This window comes from Nonomuraea sp. NPDC051191 (genome assembly GCF_044455665.1).
Taxonomy (GTDB): domain Bacteria; phylum Actinomycetota; class Actinomycetes; order Streptosporangiales; family Streptosporangiaceae; genus Nonomuraea.
In genome coordinates, this window is sequence record NZ_JBITEZ010000005.1 from 350,781 (window position 1) to 371,816 (window position 21,036).

The window sequence follows — 21,036 nt, forward strand, 5'->3', positions numbered from 1 at the left end:
CTGTTCGGATAGAATCGACGGCGTGTCCCGCAAGCAGATCACAGGCATCGGCCCCGCGCCGCGGACCGGGGCCGATGACAGCGGCTGCCCGATTCTCCACGTCGACATGGACGCCTTCTTCGCCAGCGTCGAGTTGCTCGACCGGCCGGAGCTGCGGGGCCGCCCGGTGATCGTCGGCTCGCCGGCCGGGCGCGGCGTCGTGCTCAGCGCCACCTACGAGGCCAGGGCCGTCGGCGTCCACTCGGCGATGCCGATGAGCCGGGCGCGCCGGCTGTGCCCGCAGGCCACGATCATCCCGCCCAGCCACGGCAAGTACTCCGAGGTCTCCCGGGGCGTCATGGAGATCTTCCACTCGATCACCCCGCTGGTCGAGCCGATCGCCTCCGACGAGGCGTTCCTCGACGTCGGCGGCGCCCGGCGGCGGCTCGGCCCGCCCGCGGCGATCGCCGCCATGATCAGGGAACAGGTCCTCGACCGCTACGGCATCACCTGCTCGGTGGGGGTGGCCGGCAGCAAATTCGTGGCAAAGCTGGCCTCCAAGCAGTGCAAGCCCGACGGGTTGCTGGTGGTGCCCGAGGGTGAGGTGGTCGACTTCCTCCATCCGCTGCCAGTCTCGGCGCTGTGGGGCGTGGGGGAGCGCACCGAGCAGTCCCTCGTACGGCTCGGCATCCGCACGGTCGGCGACCTGGCCAGGGTGCCCCTGAACACGCTCCAGCGCGAGCTCGGGCAGGCCGTCGGCGGCCACCTGGCGACGCTGGCCTGGGGGCGCGACGAGCGTCCGGTGACCGCGCACGTGCCCGACAAGAGCATCGGCAACGAGGAGACCTTCGCGGCCGACGTCGACGACCCCGAGGTGATCCGGCGCGAGCTGTTGCGCCTGGCCGAGCGCGTGGCGGCCCGCATGCGTAAGGGCGGACACGTGGGCAGAACTGTAAGTGTGAAGCTGCGCCGGGCCGATTTCACCACGATCACCAGGTCGCGCACCCTGCGGGAGCCGACCGACGTGGCCCAGGTGATCTACGCCACCGCCTGCGAGCTGTTCGAGGCCGCCGGTCTCCAGCGCGTGCGCCTGCGCCTGGTCGGGGTCCGGATGGAGAACCTCCGCCCGGCCGGCGAGGCCACCCACCAACTCGGTCTGGGCGAGCGCGAGACCGGCTGGCGCGAGGCCGAACAGGCGATGGACAAGGCGATCCGGAGATTTGGGCCCGATGCGGTGCTCCCGGCGTCGCTGGTACGTGGCAAGCTTGATGAAATAGAGACATGACGCCCATGTCCTACTCGATCGGTCAGTCGGGTAGGAGAAGGATGTCGCGATTTTGGGGAGAGGGGTGAGAGATGGTCCACAATGGAGCCATGACGTCACCTCCGGTTTGGTCTGCGTTGGACGTTTGCTTTCGCCTACGTCTACAGCCTCGTATTCTGGGGATAACCGACCGCGAGGTTCGGACACCCCGTGTCGTCCGTTGCCGTCTTCCCCGTCCTGGGGCTGTCCTTGGGAGGCGCCGTGCCGCTCTCTGAGCACGAGCAGCGCTTGCTCGACCAGATCGAGCAGGCCCTCTACGCCGAGGACCCGAAGTGGGCCAACACCGTACGGATCAGTGACCCGCGCAGCCATTACAAGCGTCGCCTGATCAAAGCCTCCATCGGCTTTGCCCTCGGCGTCGTCATCATGATGGTCGGCGTGGTCATGAGTCAGATCCCGCTCGGCGTCGGCGGTTTCGTGGTCATGCTCGCCGCGTGTCTGTGGGGTCTGTCCAGCTGGAAGCGCATGAACGGATTCGGCGACTCCCCGCCGGCTCCGGGCGCGGGCGCCCCGGGCAGGCAGCCCCGGCGCGCCAACCGGGGCACCTTCATGGAGCGCATGGAGGAGCGCTGGCGCCGTCGTCACGACGAGCGCTGATCGCCTCCGCGAACTTCCGGGCACAGACGAACGTGCGGCCGTTCCCCTTCCGGGGAGCGACCGCACGTCCGGTCCTGGACGAGCGGCTCAGGCGCCCTTCGACGCCGCCGTCCGCCGCAGCCTGATGTTCTCCAGCAGGTCGAACCCGTCGAGCAGGCGCTCGCCCAGCGCCCGCAGCCGCCGCAGCGTCGAGGGCGGCAGCAGCACCGCCCGGATCCGCCGTCCCCGCGACACCGTCGCCGCCAGGGCCTGCCGCACCTTGCGCAGGTCCTTTCTCATGGGCCCGATCGTGCCCGGGTCCCTGGCGAACAGCACCCGCTCGACCGTCGTCGCGATGGCCGTCATGGCCGCCGTCGAGTCGGCGTCGAATTCGTACTGCTCGCTCAGCCGCCTGGCCAGCGCCCTCGGGGTCTCGCTGACGCCGCGGGCCATGCCGTAGTCGTGGAGCACGTCGTCCAGTTCGGCCCACACGGCCGCGATCGACGGGTGGTGAGCGGTCGCGATCCTGGCCGTCAGATCGTCGGCCGGTCGCGAGACCTTCCAGCCCAGCGCGCGCACCCGCCGGTTCCTGGTGAGCAGCCGCAGCGCCGCCGGGACGAGCAGGAGCAGCAGCAGCGCGCCCGCGCCGATGCCGATCTTGCCGATCAGCGGCATCGAGTCGTCCGGCGGCAGGCCGCCCGTCGCGATCAGGCCCTCACGGTCGAGCTCGCGCGGGTTGCGCCGGGTGGAGGGGTTGATCGGGTCGTCGGCGCCGGAGTCGGTCGCCCCGCTGGTCGGCGAGGTGGACGGCGTCGTCGAGGGCGCCGGCGGGACCGTGTAGTCCGGCACCCGCGCGCTGCCCTGCCCCAGCGACCCGGACGGCGTCGGCTCGAACGGCAGCCAGCCCACACCCTCGAAGTACAGCTCGGGCCAGGAGTGGGAGTCAGCCGTCGTGACCGTCCAGTTGTCGCCGGCCTTCGTGCCGCCGGTGTAGCCGATCGCCACCCGCGACGGGATGCCGACGATCCTGGCCAGCACCGCCATCGAGGCCGCGAACTGCTCGCAGTAGCCCGTACGGTCGCGCAGCAGGAAGTCCTGGAGCGCGGAGTTGCCGTGCCCCTGCGTCCTGAGGTCGTAGCGGAAGTCGCCGTCCTTGGTGAAGAACTGCTGGAGCTTCACCGCGGCCTCGTAGCTGGAGTTGGTCTGCGCCGTCAGCGAACGCGCCAGCCGGACGATCTCCGGCGGCAGGTTGTCCGGCAGCTTCAGGTACCGCCGGTCCACGCTCGGCTGGACGCCCTCCAGCGACTCCAGCAGCTCGGGCGTGGCGGCCGGCTCGCCGGTGGCGACCTCGTACTCCAGCCCGGCGGCCTCGTCGGGGATGGAGAAGACCATCAGCGTGGCGACGTCGGCGCGCCAGTCGCCGTCCACCCGGATCTGCCGCGGCGGGTACGGAAGCGGCAGGAACTGCAGCTTCTCGATCTCGTCGCTCATCCGGATCCTGGTCACCACGTTGGTGACCTTCGTGCTCGCGCTCAGCCCGGGAGGCGGCGGCAGCGGGCCGTTCTCCGTCCTGTTGTCCGGCGAGCCCTCCGGCTTGGTCATGCCGAACTGCTGGCCGTCGAAGGTGTCCAGCGCGTAGATCCGCAGATACCTGGGCTTGTCGTCGTTGTTGTTGTACGTGAGCACCACGCGCCGCTCGGGCAGTTCGAGCTGGCCCCTCAGGCTGGCGATCGGGTTCGCGATGCTGATCGAGTTGCCCTTGCCGCCCCCGCGTCCGCCCACGCCGAACTGGAAGAAGGAGACCGGCTCCATCACCGGCAGCGCGGCGGGCAGCAGGATGGCCAGCGCGATGGCGGCGAACCCGATGCGCTTGCCCGACAACCTCAGGCCGCTCGTGTCGGCCCTGGCGCCGTCGTTGTCCGGGCGCGGCCCGGTCGCCACCCGGGTCCGGCGGACGAGCACCGCCCGGCCCCAGTGCCCCACCCGCTCGCGGCCGTCGGCGATCAGCAGGCTGACGAAGCCGAGCGCGGCGATGATGAAGGCGGGCCAGCTGATCGGCTCGGCCAGGATCGTCGCCGGGACGGTGGCCAGCGCCAGCAGCGGCAGCCCGGCCAGCGCCGCCCGCCGCAGCCGCGCGGCGAGCAGGTCCACGGCGACGGCGATGACGCCCACGCCGCCCGCGGTCAGCAGCGTGATGCCGTCCGTGGGCGGTACGGGAGCGGCGTAGCGCTGGATGTCGGCCCAGCCGACGCCGAGCAGCCTGCCCAGCTCCCACACCGACTCCTTGGTCGGGACCACCAGCGCCCACGCCTTGCCGGAGGCGAAGACCACGGTCAGGAAGATCCACAGCGCGGCCAGCCCCACCAGCGGCGCGGCCCAGGCGGGCAGCGACAGGCGGGAGCTGAACAGCCCGGCGGCCGTCACGGCCAGCACCGCGCCGAGGGACGTCCAGAACCAGGCGCCGCCCTGGAAGAGCGGATAGAGCAGGATCGCCGCGGCGAACGCGGCCACGCCCGAGGCGCCCGTCAGCCTCATGCCGCACCTCCCGTGGGGTTGAGCGCGTACCTGCCACGGTTGGCGGCGTCCGGCCAGACCGAGGCGATGGAGGTGCCGGCGGGCAGGCGGACGATCCGCCAGCCGTAACCGGCCAGTACGCCCTGCACGGCGTCGAAGTTCTCATGCGAGCCCCGGCCGGCGCCCTCCCAGGTGCCGGCGTCCAGCAGGACCGCGACGCCGGTGACGCCGCTGTGCCGTAACCGGGCCAGTTCCCTGGCCTCCTCGGGGTCGAGCGCGCCGAGCACGGCCACGATCAGGCCGTCGCCGCCGCCCTGGCGCAGGGCCGAGACGCCCATCTCCAGCGAGCGGGCCGAGCTGTGCCGCACCACGGCGAGCGTGTCGAGCAGCGAGTGGCTGAGCCCCTGGTCCGTCAGGTGCTCGGCGCCCTGGTCGGTGACCAGCCGCAGGCCCAGCCCCTCGTGGGCGAGGTGCACGCCGATCGAGGCCGCGGCCGAGACCGCCACCTCGAAGGAGGAACGCGGGCCCTCGCCGCGGTGGGCGTGCCTGCGGGTGTCGAGCAGGAGCGCGCCGCGGCTCTGCCACTGCTGCTCCTCGCGGCGCACCATCAGCTCGCCGTACCGGGCGGTCGAGCGCCAGTGCACCCGGCGCAGGTCGTCGCCCTGCCGGTACTCGCGCGGCGCCACGTCGTCGTCGCCCGCGGCGGCCACGCTCCGGGTACGGCTGTCGCCACCGCCCGTCCACTCGCCCGACAGCCGTACGTGCGGCAACGCCACCACCTGCGGCGTCACCACGAGCGTGTCACTGATCGTGAACGCCCGGGTCAGCTCCACCAGCCCGAACGGGTCGGCGATGCGCACCGACAGCGGCCCGATCGTGTACCTGCCGCGCAGGTCGGACCGGACCCGGTAGTCGATCTCGCGCACGCCCTTGGACTCGACCCGGTCGAGCACGAACCGCGGCCGCACGCCCAGCGCGTACGGCACGGTGTCCTCGATCAGCAGCAGCCCGGTCGGCAGCCTGGTCACGTTCTCCAGGCGCAACGTCACCGTGGCCTCCCCGCCCACCTCCGCCCGGGGCGGGTCCAGCCTCCGCGCGCAGCTCAGCCGGTACCTGGTACGTGCCACCACCAGCGCGGCCAGCAGCGGCAGCGCGGTGACCAGCACGCCGATCCTGAACAGGTCGTTCTCGCCCAGGAGCAGGGCCATCAGCAGCGCCGCGATCCCCGAGGCCAGGAACGACCTGCCGCGGGAGGTCAGCGCCCGCAGTCCGGCCCTCACGACGCTCGCGTCTCCGGCACCGGCACACGCCTGACGAGGTCGGTCACCACCTGCTCGGGCAGGCGGCGCTGGCCCTGGGCCTCGACGCTGGGCAGCAGCCGGTGCGCCAGCACGGGCACCGCCAGGTCCTGGAGGTCGTCGGGGATGACGTAGTCGCGCCCGGCCAGCGCCGCGTGCGCCCTGGCCGCGCGGACGAGCTGCAGCGTGGACCGGGGCGAGGCGCCCAGCCGCAGGTCGGGGGAGTGGCGGGTGGCCACGACGAGGTCGATGGCGTACTTCTTGACCGGCTGCGAGACGTACACGCCGCGCACGGCCTCGATCAGGGCGCGCACCTCGGCGGTCGTGGCGACCGGCTCCAGCTTGTCCAGCGGCGAGGTGCTGCCGTGCACGTCGAGCATCTCCAGCTCGGCCGTCGGCTCCGGGTAGCCCATGGCGACCCTGGCGGTGAACCGGTCGCGCTGGGCCTCGGGGAGGGGATAGGTGCCCTCCATCTCGATGGGGTTCTGGGTGGCGATCACCATGAAGGGGGCGTCAAGGGGGTACGTCACGCCGTCCACCGTGACCTGGTGCTCCTCCATGCACTCCAGCAACGCCGACTGGGTCTTGGGCGAGGCGCGGTTGATCTCGTCGCCCACGACGATGTTGGCGAACACCGGGCCGGGCTTGAACTCGAACTCACGCGTCTGCTGGTTGTAGGCGCTGACGCCGGTGATGTCACTGGGCAACAGGTCGGGCGTGAACTGCACGCGGCGCACCGGGCAGTCGATGGACCGCGCCAGCGCCTTGGCGAGCATCGTCTTGCCGACGCCCGGCACGTCCTCGATCAAAAGGTGGCCTTCGGCGAGCAGGACGGTCAGCGTGAGGCGGACGGCGTCGCTCTTTCCCTCGATCACCGACTCGATGGCCTGCCGGATGCGGTGGGCGGTGGAGACCAGCTCGTCGAGCTGGGGAGGGACGTCATGGGTTAGTGCCACCAGGCCTCCATAGTGCGACGGCTGTCCCGCACTGTGCCATTACGGGAGCCATGCCATTCCTTTTCCATTGTCTGTACGACCCTACGACGCTGTGGGTTCTTCAGCGACATTTGTGGATATTCCAGGAGACCTCGCTGATGTTCCTGTTCTTGTCGCATAGCAGTGCGAATCCCGTGACACTGTCCCCCTCGGCCGCCCCACTTTCCTCCACCCGGCCTTCGCGTCCGCTCGCGAGCCCCTATACCGCCGGACTTCGCAACCCTCGACACGCCCATGAGGGTTGCGCCGCCCCCCTGGCGCCCCCCATCCCGCTCCACCGCTCTGACCTGCGGTAACGCAACGGAAACGAATGGCGAAGACGGTTCAGATCAGTTGACGGTGGGGAGAAGTGGAGTATGGTGGTGCGCAGTGGAGGGCCCGGTGCGCCAGCGCTGAGCGCTTCGCTGAGGCACGGGAGGTGGCGCCGATGTTCCTCGGCACCCACCAACCGCGTCTTGACGACAAGGGACGGCTGTTCCTGCCGGCTAAGTACCGTGAGGAGCTGGCGGAGGGTCTTGTGATCACCAAAGGCCAGGAGCGATGCCTCTACGTCTTTCCAGTAGAGGAGTTCCAGCGCATTACCGAGGCTCTCAGCACCGCCCCGGTCACCGCCAAGGCGGTGCGTGACTACAGCCGCGTCTTCTTCGCCAGCGCGTCCGACGAGAAACCAGACAAGCAGGGACGCATCACGATCCCGCAGAGCCTGCGTCAATACGCCGGCCTCGACCGTGACTGCGTCGTCATCGGGGCCAACACCCGCCTGGAGATCTGGGACTCGCAGGCTTGGGACACCTATCTCAACGCGCAGGAGCAGGCGTTCGCCGATCTGTCGGAGGAGGTGCTGCCAGGGATCTTGTAGTGACCACGGTCGATCCGTCGGTGAGGTCGTTCGGCGAGGTCTCCACCCGCAACCACTGTCCGTCAACTGATGCACCTTCCCCGGTGTCAGAGGACGGACTCCACGAAGAGGGTGCGGATGGGGACCTGGCCGGACGGCGCCGGGTGGGGACCCAGGAATGACTGACGATTGACCGAATACGCGTCATCCGCGAGCAGGACGCGAGAGGGGGGTTGGAGATGGACGACAACGTAGGCACGAGCGGTCACGTTCCGGTGATGCTCGACCGCGTGCTGGAACTGCTGGGCCCGGCGCTGGCGGGGCCGGAGCCGGTCGTCGTCGACGCCAACCTCGGGCTGGGCGGCCACTCCGAGGCCCTGCTCGCCACCTTCCCCAAGCTGCACCTCATCGGGATCGACCGCGACCCGTTCGCGATCGACTTCTCCACCCGCAGGCTCGCCCCCTACGCCGGGCGCACCACGCTGGTCCACGCCTCCTCCGGCGACCTGGCGCAGATCGTCGCCGACGCCGGGCGTCCCGCCCTCGACGGCGTGCTGTTCGACCTCGGGGTCTCCTCGCCGCAGCTCGACGAGGCCGAGCGCGGCTTCGCCTACTCCTACGACGCCCCGCTCGACATGCGCATGGACACCGAGCAGGAGCTGACGGCCGAGCGCGTGGTCAACACCTATCCGGGCGCTGACCTGGTACGAATCCTGCGCGACTACGGCGAGGAACGTTTCGCGCCGAGGGTCGCGGGGCTTATCGTCAAGGAACGCGCCAAGGAGCCCATCACCTCCACCAAGAGACTCGCCGACATCGTGCGCGACGCGATCCCCGCGGCGACCAGGCGCACCGGCGGCAACCCCGCCAAGAGGACTTTCCAGGCGCTGCGCATCGAGGTCAACGCGGAGCTGTCCGCCCTGGAGGCGGCGCTGCCCGCGGCACTCGACGCGCTGGTGCTGGGTGGGCGGGTCGTCGTGCTCTCCTACCACTCCCTTGAGGACCGGCTCACCAAGCAGGCCCTCACGGCGCGAACCAAGGACACCAGCCCGCCGGGGCTGCCTGTTCCGCTACCGGCACACCAGCCGAGGTTCCGCCTGCTGACGAGGGGAGCCGAGCTCCCCAGCGATGAAGAGCTCGCCCGCAATCCGCGGGCGGCCTCGGCCCGGCTACGGGCGGCAGAGAGGATCCGCGTTGACGATTGAGCAGGAGACCGGCCGGGTCACGCCCGTCCGCCGTGCCGTGCCCAAGCCGGGCACGCGCAGGCCGGGCGCCTCGCACCAGACCAAGCCGCGGCCGCGTCCTGACACCGACGTCCGGCGGCCGGCCGCCGCGCGCCCCGGCGAGCCCGCCGCGTCCGCGCGTCGTCCCGCCGCGCGGCGACCCTCGACCAAGCGGCAGCGGGCGCCGTTCGTGCTGCTCGTCGTCGGGTTGATGTGCGGTGGGCTGGTGAGCCTGCTGCTGCTCAACATCATGCTCAACCGCGACGCCATCACCGACGCCAAGCTGCGCGAGGAGATCGCGGCTGCCCAGCAGGAGAAGGAAGCGCTCCGGCTGGAGTACGAGCGCAAGATGCAGCCCCAGAACCTCGCGGACCGCGCCGAGGCGCAGGGCTACCACCTGGACAAGAACCTGCGGCCCTGGGACAAGGGCGAGCCGAGTGTCCCGGCGGTCCCGGAGCGGTGAGGGATTCAGGCGGCAGGGGACAGGGTCCCGGCCGCGGCGCAGGCGGCGCCGGCTCTCCTGGAGGGCCCGGCGCCGCTCGTCGTACGCCGGGCGGTCCGGGGCGGGCAGGGCGAGGAGGCTCTGCCCGTTCTGAGGGGGCGGGCCGCCCGGCGTCGCCGGACGACCCGCCGCGCAAGCGACCTCCGGACCCGTTCGACCTGCCGTTCGACGACGACCTGAGGGGGCGCCGGCCCCAGGACCCCGGCGACGACGCGCGAGACAGCGCCCGCCGCGACTCCGCGGGCGGCTCCCGCGGCCGGCAGCGCCGCGACGACGGCGACCGCGCGCGGCCCCGCGACGACGACGAGGGCACACGCTCGCGCCGCGACCCGGGCGACGGCCCCCGCCGCCGACCCCGCGACGACTCCGGCGGCTCCCGTGGCCGCGCCGCCTCCCAGGGGCGCGACGACGACCGCCCGCGCGGGCGCACCCCCCAGAGCCGCGACGACGACCGCCGGCGTGGCCGCGCTCCCCAGGGGCGCGAGGAGAACGACCGGGCGCGCGGACGCGCGTCCCAGGAACGGGACGAGGGCGCCAGGGGCAGGACGCCGCAGGAACGGCCGCGCAGGCGTGGCGACGGCCCCGGCCCCGACCAGGCCCGCGGCTCCGGAGCGGACCAGCCACGCGGCTCCCGGTCCGATCAGTCAGGCGGCTCCCGGCCGGAGCAGTCGCGCGGCTCCAGGCCCGGCCGGACGCGCGGTTCCGCGTCCGGCCAGCCCCGCACGTCCGGGCTGGACCAGGCGCGGGGGCGTGAGCACGGCGTGCTGCGCCGGGGCGCGGACGTGCCGCCCCCCAGGGGCCCGCGCCGCCCGCCCACCCCGCCGCGCCCGCCGAGACCCCCGCTGATTCTGCGCCTGGGCAGCCCGCGCAGGCGCATCAACATCGGCCTCATCGGCATGACGTTCGTCCTGTCGATCTTCGCCGGGCGGCTGATCCAGATGCAGGGCCTCGACTCCAAGGTCTACGAGGCCGCCGCGGTCGGCCAGCGCCAGCACGTCGAGGAGATCCCCGCCAAGCGCGGCGCGATCACCGACGTCAACGGCAACGCGCTGGCCCGTACGTCGGAGGCCCGCGAGGTGTCCATCGACCCCTCCAAGGTCCCGGCGGACGTCCGCGCCAACGTGGCCACGATCCTGGCCAGGCAGCTCGGCAAGACCGTGGAGGAGATGACCGCCAAGCTGTCCAGGACCGAGAGCCGCTACCAGCTCCTGGCCAGAGACGTCGACCCGGTCGTGGCCACGCGCCTGCTCCAGGCCCGCGTGCCCGCCCTCAGCACGAAGAAGACCTACCGCCGCGACTACCCGGCCGGCGACCTGGCCGGCAGCCTCATCGGCTTCGTCGGCGACGAGGGCAACGGCCTGGGCGGCATGGAACAGGCCAAGAACCGCATCCTGGCCGGCCGCGACGGCAAGCAGCGCGTCGAGACGGGCCGCGACGGCCTGCGCATCCCCATGACCAGCAGCGAGCGCACCGCGCCCGTCAACGGCCAGGACGTACGGCTGACCATCGACCGCGACATCCAGTGGGCCGCCCAGAAGTCGGTCGCCGACCAGGTGCGCGAGTCGGGCGCCAGCAGCGGCGCGGTCATCGTCATGGACGTGCGCACCGCCCAGATCGTCGCCATGGCCAACGCGCCCGAGCTCGACCTGGGCAACTGGCGCAGGGCCCCCGCGTCCTCCTACGTCAACAAGGCCGCCGCCGACGTGTTCGAGCCCGGCAGCACCAACAAGGTGATCACCGCCGCCGCCGCGCTGGAGGCCAAGGAGGTCACCCCCGACACGGTGTTCCAGGTGCCCGACAACATCAAGTGCGCCGACCGGGTGCTGCGTGACGCCCACCCCCACAAGCCCGAGGCGATGACGTTCCGGCAGGCCATGGCCCAGTCCAGCAACGTGGCCACGATCATGGCCGCCCGCAAGGTCGGCAGCGAGCGCCTGTACACGATGCTCAGGGCGTTCGGGTTCGGCACGACCCCGGCGGGCGGCGTGCCGAACGCCGAGGCGGGCCTGCTGCCCAACTACAAGAACTGGTCGGGCAGCCAGAGCTGCACGGTCGCCTACGGCCAGGGCGTGTCGGTGACCGCCCTGCAGACGGCCAGCGTCTACCAGACCATCGCCAACGGCGGCGTACGCGTCGATCCGCAGATCGTGGCCGGCACCACCGACGCGACCGGCAGGTTCGTCCCGGCTCCCGCGGGCAGGCAGACCAGAGTGGTGAGCGAGACGACCGCCAAGGAGATCACGACCATGCTGGAGACCGCGGTGAGCGCCGAGGGCACCGGCGCGCTGGCCGCCATCCCCGGTTACCGGGTGGCGGGCAAGACCGGCACGGCCGACCGCTACGACGCCGAGCTGGGCCGCTACGACGGCTACACGGCCTCCTTCGTCGGGTTCGCGCCCGCGGACGCGCCCCGGCTGGTGGTGCTCTCGGTGCTCCAGAACCCCAAGAACGGCCATTTCGGCGGCCAGCTCGCGGCCCCCGTGTTCAAGGATGTGATGACGTTCGCCATCAAGAGCAGGAAGATTCCTCCCACAGGCTCGGACGTGCCCCCGGTGCGTACACGCGCGGGACAGTGAGCAGGGAAGGTACGCTCTCGCCGTGCGTCCCCCGTCGTCTATGCGTCCCAAGACCAGCCCGCCCCGTCCGCTGACCGGGCTCGCGACCATGCTCGACGCCGATTCCGGCACGTCGAGGTCGCCTCACGCCGCCCTGACCGGCGTCACCATCGATTCCCGTGCCGTGCAGCGCGGCGATCTCTACGTGGCGCTGCCGGGCAACCGCGTGCACGGCGCGACCTTCGCCGCCGAGGCGATGGCGCGCGGAGCCGTGGCCGTCCTCACCGATCCGGCCGGGCGGGAGGCGTCCGTGGCCACCGGCCTGCCGGTGCTGATCGTGCCCGATCCGCGCGCGCTGCTCGGGCAGGTCTCCTCCTGGGTCTACGGCCAGCCGGCCCACGACGTCCAGGTGATCGGGGTGACCGGCACCAGCGGCAAGTCCACCACCACGTTCATGCTGGAGGCCGGGCTGAAGGCGGCGGGCCACACGACGGGCCTGGTCGGCGGCGTCGAGATCCACGCCGGAGACATCGGCTTCGAGCCCACCCTGACCACGCCCGAGGCCCCGCAGCTGCACGCGCTGTTCGCGCTGATGCGCGAGCAGGGGGTCACCGCGGCCACCATGGAGGTCTCCAGCCACGCGCTGGCGCTCGGCCGGGTCGACGGCGTCTTCTACGACGTCGCGCTGTTCACCAACCTCTCCCAGGACCACCTCGACTTCCACAAGGACTTCGAGGACTACTTCGCCACCAAGGTCAGGCTGTTCCAGCCCGAGCTGAGCCGCGTCGGCGTGACCAACATCGACGACCCGCACGGCCGGGAGCTGCTGCACCGGGCCAAGGTGCCGATGACCACGTTCTCGGCGCTCGGCGACCCGGAGGCGGAGTGGCGGGCGCTGGAGGTCAGGCTCGGCGCCGACGGCAGCGCGTTCCGGGTGGCCGGCCCCGGCGGGGTCGAGGCCGACGCGCAGATCTCGCTGCCGGGGCCCTTCAACGTCGCCAACGCGCTCGGCGCGATCGTCTGCCTGGTGGAGTCGGGGGTGCCGCTCCAGACCGCCGTGCACGGCGTGGGGACCCTCACGGGGGTGCCCGGGCGCATGCAGCGCATCACCTCCGCCGAGGAGGAGTTCCAGGCGCTCGTCGACTACTCCCACAAGCCGGGCGCCGTGGAGTCGGTGCTGCGCTCGCTGCGGGAGGTGACCGCGGGCACGCTGACGATCGTCCTCGGCTGCGGCGGCGACCGCGACACCGGCAAACGCCCGCTCATGGGCGAGATCGCCGCCCGGCTGGCCGATGTGGCCATTTTCACCAACGACAACCCACGCTCGGAGGATCCGCTCGCCATCCTGGCCGCGATGATGGAGGGAGCGCTCGGCGTTCCGCCCCGCGACCGCGCTCATGTGATCATTGAGCCCGACCGCGCGGCCGCGATCGACCTGGCCGTCGGCCGGGCCGGCCGCGGCGACGTGATCGTCGTGGCGGGCAAGGGTCACGAGCAGGGCCAGTACGTCTCAGGCGAAGTGATCCCGTTCGACGACCGCGAAGTGGTCGCCGAAGCGATCGACGCACGCAAGGAAAGCAGGAAGCACCGATGATCCCGTTGCCTCTGGCCAGGATCGCCGAGATAACCTCGGGCGCCCTGTCGGGCATGGCAGACCCCCGCGCCGTGGTGCGCGGGCCCGTAGTGATCGACTCACGCGCGGTGGAACCGGGATCGCTGTTCGTCGCCCTCGCCGGGGAGCGGGTCGACGGCCATGACTACGCCGCGCAGGCGATCCGGGCCGGAGCGGTGGCCGTCCTGGCCTCCAGGCCGGTCGACGCGCCGGCGGTGATCGTCCCCGACGCCGCGGCCGCGCTGGCCGCGCTGGCCGCCGCGCAGACCGCGGCGCTGCCCCAGGCCACCGTGATCGGCGTGACCGGCTCGGCCGGCAAGACCAGCACCAAGGACCTGCTGGCCAGGCTGGCCGGCCGGATGGGGCCGACCATCGCGCCGGTGGGCAGCTTCAACAACGAGCTCGGGCATCCGCTGACCGTGCTGCGCGCCGACGTCGACACCCGGTTCATGGTGCTCGAACTGGCCGCCCGCAACATCGGCCACATCAAGGACCTCACCCGCATCGCGCCGCCCAGGATCGGCGTGGTGCTCAACGTCGGCACCGCGCACCTCGGCGTGTTCGGCGGCAAGGAGGCCATCGCCAAGGCCAAGGGCGAGCTGGTGGAGGCGCTGCCGCGCACCGGCGTGGCGGTGCTCAACGCCGACGACCCGCTGGTGGCGGAGATGGCCTCGCGCACCGAGGCGCGGGTGACGTACTTCGGGCGCGGCGAGGGCGCGGCCATCCGGGCCGAGGAGGAGACGGTCGACGCGCGCGGGCGGGCGTCGTTCCTGTTGCGCACGCCGTCCGGGGCCGCGCCGGTCACGCTCCAGCTCTACGGCGCGCACGCCGTGGAGAACGCCCTGGCCGCCGCCGCCGCGGCCTACGAGCTGGGCCTGCCGGTCGCCACGATCGCCGAGGAGCTGTCGGAGGCCACGCCGCGCAGCCGCTGGCGGATGGAGGTCACCGACCGCCCCGACGGCGTCACGGTGGTCAACGACGCCTACAACGCCAACCCCGACTCGATGCGGGCCGCGTTCGACATGTTCGGCGTGATGGGACGCGAGCGGCGGCGGTACGCGGTCATCGCGGCCCTGCGCGAGCTGGGCGACGAGAGCGCGGCGCTCAACGCCGAGCTGGGGCGGCTGGCGGGCGGTTCGGGCCTGACGGGCCTGGTCGTCGTCGGGCCGGACGCGGGCCCGGTGCTGGAGGGCGCGAACGAGGCGGTGTCGGCCGCCGCGGGACCGCCGGGTGGCGGAGGGCCATATGCTCCCCAGATGACCCGGATCGTACACGTCCCTGACGCCGAGGCAGCGGCGGCCGCACTGGCCGGCCTGCTGCGCCCCGGCGACGCGGTGCTCGTCAAGGGCCCCCGCGCGATGGGCCTGGAACGCACGGCGGAGCTCCTTCTCGGAGGTGCCGCTCAGTGATCAACATCGTCATCGCCGGCGCGGTGGGCCTGGTCCTGTCGATGCTGGGGACCCCCTTGGCGATCAGGCTGTTCTCCCGGCGCGGCTACGGCCAGGAGATCCGCGAGGAGGGCGTGCAGGCCCACCTCGGCAAGCGGGGCACCCCCACCATGGGCGGCATCGTCTTCGTGCTGGCCGCGCTGCTGGCCTACGGCGGTTCCCATCTGGCCACGCTCACGCCGCCGACGGTGTCGGGCATGCTCGTGCTGTTCCTGATGACCGGCCTCGGCGCGGTCGGGTTCCTCGACGACTTCATCAAGATCTACAAGCAGCGCAGCCTGGGCCTGCGCAGCGGCGCCAAGGCCCTCGGCCAGCTCGTCGTCGGCGCCGTGTTCGCCGTGCTGATCACCCGCCAGCCCAACGTCTACGGCATCACCCCCGCCGAGACCCGGCTGTCGTTCCTGCGCGACATCGGCCCCTCGATCGGCATCGTCGGCTTCACCATCTGGGTGCTGTTCATGATCGTCGGATTCTCCAACGCCGTGAACCTCACCGACGGCCTCGACGGCCTGGCCAGCGGCGCGACCGGCGTCGTGCTCGGCGCGTACGTGCTGATCGGCAACTGGCAGCTGCGCAACAACTGCATCGACCAGCTCGGCCCCAACTGCTACTGGGTGCGAGATCCACTCGACCTGTCGGTGGTGGCCGCCGCCGTGCTGGGGGCGCTGGTCGGGTTCCTGTGGTGGAACGCGCCGCCGGCGAAGATCTTCATGGGCGACACCGGCTCGCTGGCCCTGGGCGGCGTGCTGGCCGGGCTGGCCATCGCCACCCGCACGCAGCTCCTGCTGATCATCCTGGCCGGGCTCTGCGTGATCATCACGGCGTCCGTCATCATCCAGGTCGGGTTCTTCAAGATGACCGGTAAACGGGTGTTCAGGATGGCGCCGCTGCAACACCACTTCGAGCTGAAGGGCTGGGCCGAGACCACGATCGTGGTGCGGTTCTGGCTGATCGCCGGGCTCTGCGCGGCGCTCGGGCTCGGGCTGTTCTACGTCGAGTGGATGCCCAAGTCATGACCTTCACGTGCGTGGCCGGGCTCGGCGTCTCCGGCACCGCGGTGGCCGAGGTGCTGGCCGAGCGCGGCGAGCGGGTCGTGGTCGTGGAGGCCGTGGAGGGCGAGCGGCAGCTCGCCGCCGCGGCCGCCCTGGCCAGGGCCGGGGTCGAGACCAGGTTCGGCGAGATGGCCCTGCCCGAGGGCGTGACCAGGCTCGTCACCACCGGCTGGGCGCCGCACCACCCGCTGATCGCCGCCGCGCTGGCCGCCGGCGTCGAGGTCGTGGGGGAGGTGGAGCTGGCCTGGCGGCTGCGCCCGCCGCACGCGGCCCCCTGGCTCGCGCTGACCGGCACCAACGGCAAGACCACCGCCGTACGCATGCTCACCTCGATCCTGGTGGCCGCCGGGCGCAACGCCCTGGCCGTGGGGAACGTGGGCGTCCCGGTCGTACGCGCCGTCGCCGAGCCGTACGACGCCCTGGCCGTCGAGCTGTCCAGCTTCCAGCTCCACTGGTCCAGCACCCTGGCCCCGCACGCGGCGGCGATCCTCAACATCGCCCCCGACCACCTCGACTGGCACGGCTCGATGGCCGAGTACGCCGCCGCCAAAGGCCGCATCTACGAACGCGCCGGCACCGTGATCTACAACGCCGACGACCCCGAGTGCGCCCGCCTGGCCGAGCCCTACGAGGGCGCCGTCGGCTTCACGCTGCGGGTGCCGCGCAGTGGCCAGATCGGCGTGGTCGAGGACCTGCTGGTCGACCGGGCGTTCGTGGACGACCCGGTGGAGGCGGCCGAAGAGCTGGCCACGCTGGCCGACATCCGGCCCCTGGCCCCCCACAACGTGGCCGACGCCCTGGCCGCCGCCGCCCTGGCCCGCTCGCTCGGCGTCCCGTCGGAGGCCGTACGCCTGGGGCTGCGCGCCTTCAAGCCCGACCCCCACCGCCTGTCCCACGTCGACCGGGTCGGCGACGTCGACTACGTCGACGACTCCAAGGCCACCAACCCGCACGCCGCCGCCGCCGCGCTGAGCGCCTACCCGTCGATCGTGTGGGTGGCCGGCGGTCAGCTCAAGGGCGCCGACGTCGACGACCTGGTCCGGCGGGCCGCGCCCCGGTTGCGCGGCGCGGTGCTGCTGGGCGCCGACCGCGCGGCGATCGCCGAAGCACTCGCGCGACACGCGCCGAATGTCCCCGTCGTGGACATCCCGGGCCAAGACACTGGTGTGATGGACACCGTCGTCACCGAAGCCGCGCGCCTGGCCTCGCCAGGGGACACCGTGCTGCTCTCCCCCGCGGGCGCCTCACTCGACATGTTCCCCGGCTACCCGGCGCGAGGGGAGGCCTTCGCCCGTGCCGTCCACGAGCTGAGGCGGCGGCGTGAGCAGTAGCACCGGGACCGCAGGCACCCGTCCGGCCGCGGGTCAGGGCAAGGCGCAGGAGAGCCCGGCGAGCTGGTTCCGCGAGCAGCGCGCCGTGCTGAAGGAACTGCTCGACAAGCCCCTGACGACCTACTACCTGATCATCATGTGCAGCGCGCTGCTGCTCGCGCTCGGGCTGATGATGGTGCTGTCGGCCTCCGCGATCGAGGCGCAGCAGAAGACCGGCAACCCGTTCTCGTGGTTCATCAAGCAGTCGCTGTCGGCCGGCGTCGGCGTGCCGGTGATGTACGCCTGCTCACGCCTGCCGCCGAAGTTCTTCCGCTGGGCGGGCTACCCGCTCATGGCGCTGGCGGTGCTGGCACTGGTCATGGTGCTGTTCATCGGCGAGTCCGAGCTGGGCGCGCAGCGGTGGATCTACCTCGGCCCGTTCACCCTCCAGCCGTCCGAGCCGGCCAAGCTGGCGCTCGTGCTGTGGGGGGCCGACCTGCTGGCCAGACGGGCCAGGCAGGGCCGGATCGAGTGGCGGCAGATGCTGATCCCGCTCATGCCCGGCACCGCGATCCTGGTCGTCATGGTCCTGCTCGGTCGCGACCTCGGCACCACCCTCGTGCTCTTCATGATCTTCCTGGCGCTGCTGTGGGTGGTGGGGGCGCCGGTCAAGCTGTTCGGCGGCATCCTCGCGCTGGCGGTGCTGGCCGCGGTCATCATGATCAAGGTCGAGCCCTACCGGATGAAGCGCATCGGGGCCTTCCTCGACCCGTGGGCCGACGCCCAGGGCGCCGGCTACCAGGCCGTCCAGGGGCAGATCGCGATGGGCTCGGGCGGCTGGTTCGGGCTCGGGCTCGGCAGCAGCCGCCAGAAGTGGAGCTGGCTGCCCCACGGCGAGAGCGACTTCATCTTCGCCATCCTCGGCGAGGAGCTGGGGCTGATGGGCACGCTGATCGTGGTGGCGCTGTTCGGCCTGCTCGGCTACGCGGGGCTGCGGGTGGCGGTCCGGGTCAACGACGGCTTCGTACGCCTGGCCGCGGCCGCCATGGTGGCCTGGATCGTCGGGCAGGCGACCGTCAACATGGGCGCGGTGCTCGGCGTCCTGCCCATTACCGGAATCCCGCTGCCGCTGGTCTCCTACGGCGGATCGTCCCTGCTCCCCACGCTCGCGGCGCTGGGCATCCTGCTGTCGTTCGCCAAACGCGAGCCCGGCGCGCGCGAAGCCTTGGCCGCGCGTGGCCCCGGACCCGCCGCACGGGGCCTAAGCTGGCTTGGCCTGGGGGGTACGTCCAGAGGCCGAGTGAGACGTTAGGGAGTGACCGAGATGAGGGTGGTCCTCGCCGGTGGGGGGACGGCCGGGCACATCGAGCCCGCGCTCGCCCTTGCGGACGCGCTGCGCCATCTTGACCGGAGCGTCGGCATCACCTGCGTGGGCACCGAGCGCGGCCTGGAGACGCGGCTCGTGCCCGCCAGGGGCTACGATCTCGAACTGGTGCCGGCCGTGCCGCTGCCCAGGGCGATCACCCCGAGCCTGCTGACCGTGCCGGGCCGGCTGGCCGGGGCGATCAACGCCGTCTCCGGCGTGCTCGACCGGGTCGGCGCCGACATCCTGGTCGGCTTCGGCGGCTACGTCGCCACGCCGGCCTACCTGGCGGCCAAGCGCAAGGGCCTGCCGATCGTCGTCCACGAGGCCAACCCCCGTCCCGGCCTGGCCAACCGGCTGGGCGCCCGGCTGACCGACCACGTCTTCACCGGCTTCCCCGACGCCTCCCTGCCCAAGGCCGAGTTCATCGGCACCCCGCTGCGCCGCGAGATCGTCACGCTCGACCGGCTGTCCACCGGCGACAAGGCGCGCTCCTGGTTCGGGCTGGAGAACGACCGGCCCACGCTGCTGGTGTTCGGCGGCTCCCAGGGCGCCAGGTCGCTCAACGAGGCCGCGCTGGCCGCCGCGCCGGTGCTGCGCGGGGCCGGCATCCAGGTGCTCCACGTGCTCGGACTGAAGAACACCGTCGAGCACGAGCCGCCGCCCGGCGACCCTCAATACGTGCTGCTGCCCTACGTCGACCGCATGGACCTCGCCTATGCCGCCGCCGACGTCGCGCTGTGCCGCAGCGGGGCGCTCACCTGCGCCGAGCTGACGGCCGTGGGGCTGCCGGCCGCGTACGTGCCGCTGCCCCACGGCAACGGCGAGCAGACCGTCAACGCCGAGCGCGTCGTGCGGGGCGGCGGCGGCCTGATGGTCGACGACTCCGACCTGTCACCCGATTGGATCATCCAGAACGTGCTGCCCATCCTCCGCGACCCCGAGCGGGTCGTCGTCATGTCGGAGGCCGCCTCCCGACTGGGGCGCAAGGACGCCGATATCATGCTTGCCAGGAAAGTGTTGGAGATAGCCCGATGAGTCTCGTCAAGCTGGTCGATCCCGTAGCCGTCGAAGAGCTCGGCCGCGTGCACTTCATCGGCATCGGCGGGGCGGGCATGTCGGGCATCGCCCGCATCCTGCTCAAGCGCGGCGTCCGCGTCACCGGAAGCGACGCGCGCAGCTCCGAGCTGGTGACCGAGCTGCGCGAGCTGGGCGCGACCGTGCACATCGGGCACGCCGCCTCCCACATCCGCGACGTCGACACCGTGGTCGTCTCCACCGCCATCCGCGACTCCAACCCCGAGCTGGGCGAGGCGCTCAAGCAGGGCCTGCGGATCATCCCGCGGGCCGCCGCGCTGGCCTCGGTGATGGCCGGCCGCACCGGCGTGGCCATCGCCGGCACCCACGGCAAGACCACGACCACCTCCATGCTGACCGTGGCGCTGCAGAAGTGCGGCGCCGAGCCGTCCTACTGCGTGGGCGGCCAGCTCGTCACCACCGGGCTCGGCGCCGACGAGGGCACGGGCGGGGTGTTCGTGGCCGAGGCCGACGAGAGCGACGGCTCCTTCCTCATGCTGGCCCCCGACATCGCCGTGGTGACCAACGTCGAGGCCGACCACCTCGACAACTACGGCGACCCGCGCGCGGTGCACGACAGCTTCGCCCGCTTCGCCGACCGGGTGGGCTCGCTGCTCATCCTGTGCGCCGACGACCCGGGGGCCGCCGAGCTGGCCGGGCGGGCGCGCGAGCGCGGGCTGCGGGTCAGGACCTACGGGGAGAGCGGCGACGACTACCGGGTGACCGGCGTGCGGCCCGACGGCTTCGGCACGGTCTTCTCCATCGAGGGCAGGGGAGACGTGCGCCTGGCCGTCCCCGGGGCGCACAACGCCCTCAACGCCACCGCCGCCATCGCCGTGGCCGACGAGCTGGGGCTGGCCTTCGAGGAGATCAGAGACGGCCTGGCGGCCTTCACGGGGGCCAAGCGGCGCTTCGAGGCCAAGGGCGAGGCGGGCGGCGTCGCGGTGTTCGACAGCTACGCCCACCACCCGACCGAGCTGGCCGCCGACCTGCGGGCCGCGCGCGACGTCGTGGCCTCCTACTCGGGCACGGGCCGGGTCATCGCGATCTTCCAGCCCCACCTCTACTCGCGCACCCGCTTCTTCGCCGACGACTTCGGCGCCGCGCTCGCGCTGGCCGACGAGGTCATCGTGCTCGACGTCTACGGCGCGCGGGAGGATCCCGAGCCCGGCGTGTCCGGCGCGATGGTGGCCGGGCGCGTGCCGCTGCCGGCCGAGCGGGTGGCCTACGCCCCCGACCGGGCGGCGGTGCCCGACCTGGTGGCCGGGCGGGCGCGTCCCGGCGACATCGTGCTCACGATGGGCGCGGGCGACGTGACCGAGCTCGGGCCGCAGCTCGTGGCGCGCCTGTCCTGAGCCGTACGGGCGTGG

16 protein-coding genes are annotated in these 21,036 nt (G+C 72.2%); 13 read left to right on the forward strand and 3 right to left on the reverse strand.

Annotated features, from left to right (window positions below; all coding sequences use genetic code 11):
- Positions 1–22: 22 nt before the first annotated feature.
- Positions 23–1,264 (forward strand): DNA polymerase IV, encoded by a 1,242-nt coding sequence (gene dinB, locus ACIA8R_RS16555; RefSeq protein ID WP_357705374.1) that lies wholly within the window; start codon positions 23–25, stop codon positions 1,262–1,264.
- Between the two features lie 240 nt (positions 1,265–1,504).
- Entirely contained in the window at positions 1,505–1,900 is a 396-nt protein-coding gene (locus ACIA8R_RS16560; protein WP_357705375.1) for a DUF3040 domain-containing protein, read from the forward strand.
- 87 nt (positions 1,901–1,987) lie between these two features.
- On the opposite strand, the gene ACIA8R_RS16565 is transcribed toward ACIA8R_RS16560, so the two are convergent.
- From ACIA8R_RS16565 to ACIA8R_RS16575, 3 genes are read right to left on the reverse strand one after another with little or no spacing between them, the layout of a single operon-like run.
- Positions 1,988–4,414: a DUF3488 and transglutaminase-like domain-containing protein gene (locus ACIA8R_RS16565; RefSeq protein WP_357705376.1), complete on the reverse strand. Its 2,427-nt coding sequence runs from the start codon at positions 4,412–4,414 to the stop codon at positions 1,988–1,990.
- Positions 4,411–5,673 carry a DUF58 domain-containing protein gene (locus tag ACIA8R_RS16570; RefSeq protein ID WP_357705377.1) on the reverse strand — a complete coding sequence of 421 codons (1,263 nt, stop codon included), beginning with the start codon at positions 5,671–5,673 and terminating at the stop codon, positions 4,411–4,413. The genes ACIA8R_RS16565 and ACIA8R_RS16570 overlap by 4 nt, the downstream gene beginning before the upstream one ends.
- Positions 5,670–6,647, reverse strand: a complete 978-nt coding sequence (locus ACIA8R_RS16575) for a MoxR family ATPase (RefSeq protein WP_352326975.1) — start codon at positions 6,645–6,647, stop codon at positions 5,670–5,672. Before ACIA8R_RS16575 ends, ACIA8R_RS16570 begins: the two co-directional genes overlap by 4 nt.
- Positions 6,648–7,113: 466 nt before the next feature.
- Between ACIA8R_RS16575 and mraZ the strand changes: the two genes are divergently transcribed.
- From mraZ to murC, 11 genes are all read left to right on the forward strand, one after another.
- Complete coding sequence (mraZ, locus tag ACIA8R_RS16580; protein ID WP_357705378.1) at positions 7,114–7,545, forward strand: division/cell wall cluster transcriptional repressor MraZ; 432 nt, start codon at positions 7,114–7,116, stop codon at positions 7,543–7,545.
- 218 nt (positions 7,546–7,763) lie between these two features.
- Positions 7,764–8,729 (forward strand): 16S rRNA (cytosine(1402)-N(4))-methyltransferase RsmH, encoded by a 966-nt coding sequence (rsmH, locus tag ACIA8R_RS16585; RefSeq protein WP_357705379.1) that lies wholly within the window; start codon positions 7,764–7,766, stop codon positions 8,727–8,729.
- Entirely contained in the window at positions 8,719–9,210 is a 492-nt protein-coding gene (locus ACIA8R_RS16590) for a hypothetical protein (protein ID WP_357705380.1), read from the forward strand. The genes rsmH and ACIA8R_RS16590 overlap by 11 nt, the downstream gene beginning before the upstream one ends.
- Positions 9,207–11,825: a penicillin-binding transpeptidase domain-containing protein gene (locus ACIA8R_RS16595; RefSeq protein ID WP_397039017.1), complete on the forward strand. Its 2,619-nt coding sequence runs from the start codon at positions 9,207–9,209 to the stop codon at positions 11,823–11,825. The genes ACIA8R_RS16590 and ACIA8R_RS16595 overlap by 4 nt, the downstream gene beginning before the upstream one ends.
- Positions 11,826–11,865: 40 nt before the next feature.
- Complete coding sequence (locus tag ACIA8R_RS16600; RefSeq protein WP_397039241.1) at positions 11,866–13,398, forward strand: UDP-N-acetylmuramoyl-L-alanyl-D-glutamate--2,6-diaminopimelate ligase; 1,533 nt, start codon at positions 11,866–11,868, stop codon at positions 13,396–13,398.
- Entirely contained in the window at positions 13,395–14,825 is a 1,431-nt protein-coding gene (murF, locus tag ACIA8R_RS16605) for a UDP-N-acetylmuramoyl-tripeptide--D-alanyl-D-alanine ligase (protein ID WP_397039018.1), read from the forward strand. The genes ACIA8R_RS16600 and murF overlap by 4 nt, the downstream gene beginning before the upstream one ends.
- Positions 14,822–15,880, forward strand: a complete 1,059-nt coding sequence (gene mraY, locus ACIA8R_RS16610) for a phospho-N-acetylmuramoyl-pentapeptide-transferase (protein WP_357705384.1) — start codon at positions 14,822–14,824, stop codon at positions 15,878–15,880. Before murF ends, mraY begins: the two co-directional genes overlap by 4 nt.
- Positions 15,877–17,247 (forward strand): UDP-N-acetylmuramoyl-L-alanine--D-glutamate ligase, encoded by a 1,371-nt coding sequence (gene murD / locus ACIA8R_RS16615; protein ID WP_397039020.1) that lies wholly within the window; start codon positions 15,877–15,879, stop codon positions 17,245–17,247. Before mraY ends, murD begins: the two co-directional genes overlap by 4 nt.
- Complete coding sequence (gene ftsW, locus ACIA8R_RS16620) at positions 17,237–18,538, forward strand: putative lipid II flippase FtsW (protein ID WP_397039021.1); 1,302 nt, start codon at positions 17,237–17,239, stop codon at positions 18,536–18,538. Before murD ends, ftsW begins: the two co-directional genes overlap by 11 nt.
- A gap of 12 nt (positions 18,539–18,550) precedes the next feature.
- Entirely contained in the window at positions 18,551–19,627 is a 1,077-nt protein-coding gene (murG, locus tag ACIA8R_RS16625) for an undecaprenyldiphospho-muramoylpentapeptide beta-N-acetylglucosaminyltransferase (protein ID WP_357705386.1), read from the forward strand.
- Positions 19,624–21,021 carry a UDP-N-acetylmuramate--L-alanine ligase gene (gene murC, locus ACIA8R_RS16630; RefSeq protein WP_397039023.1) on the forward strand — a complete coding sequence of 466 codons (1,398 nt, stop codon included), beginning with the start codon at positions 19,624–19,626 and terminating at the stop codon, positions 21,019–21,021. Before murG ends, murC begins: the two co-directional genes overlap by 4 nt.
- The last annotated feature ends 15 nt before the right edge of the window (positions 21,022–21,036 follow it).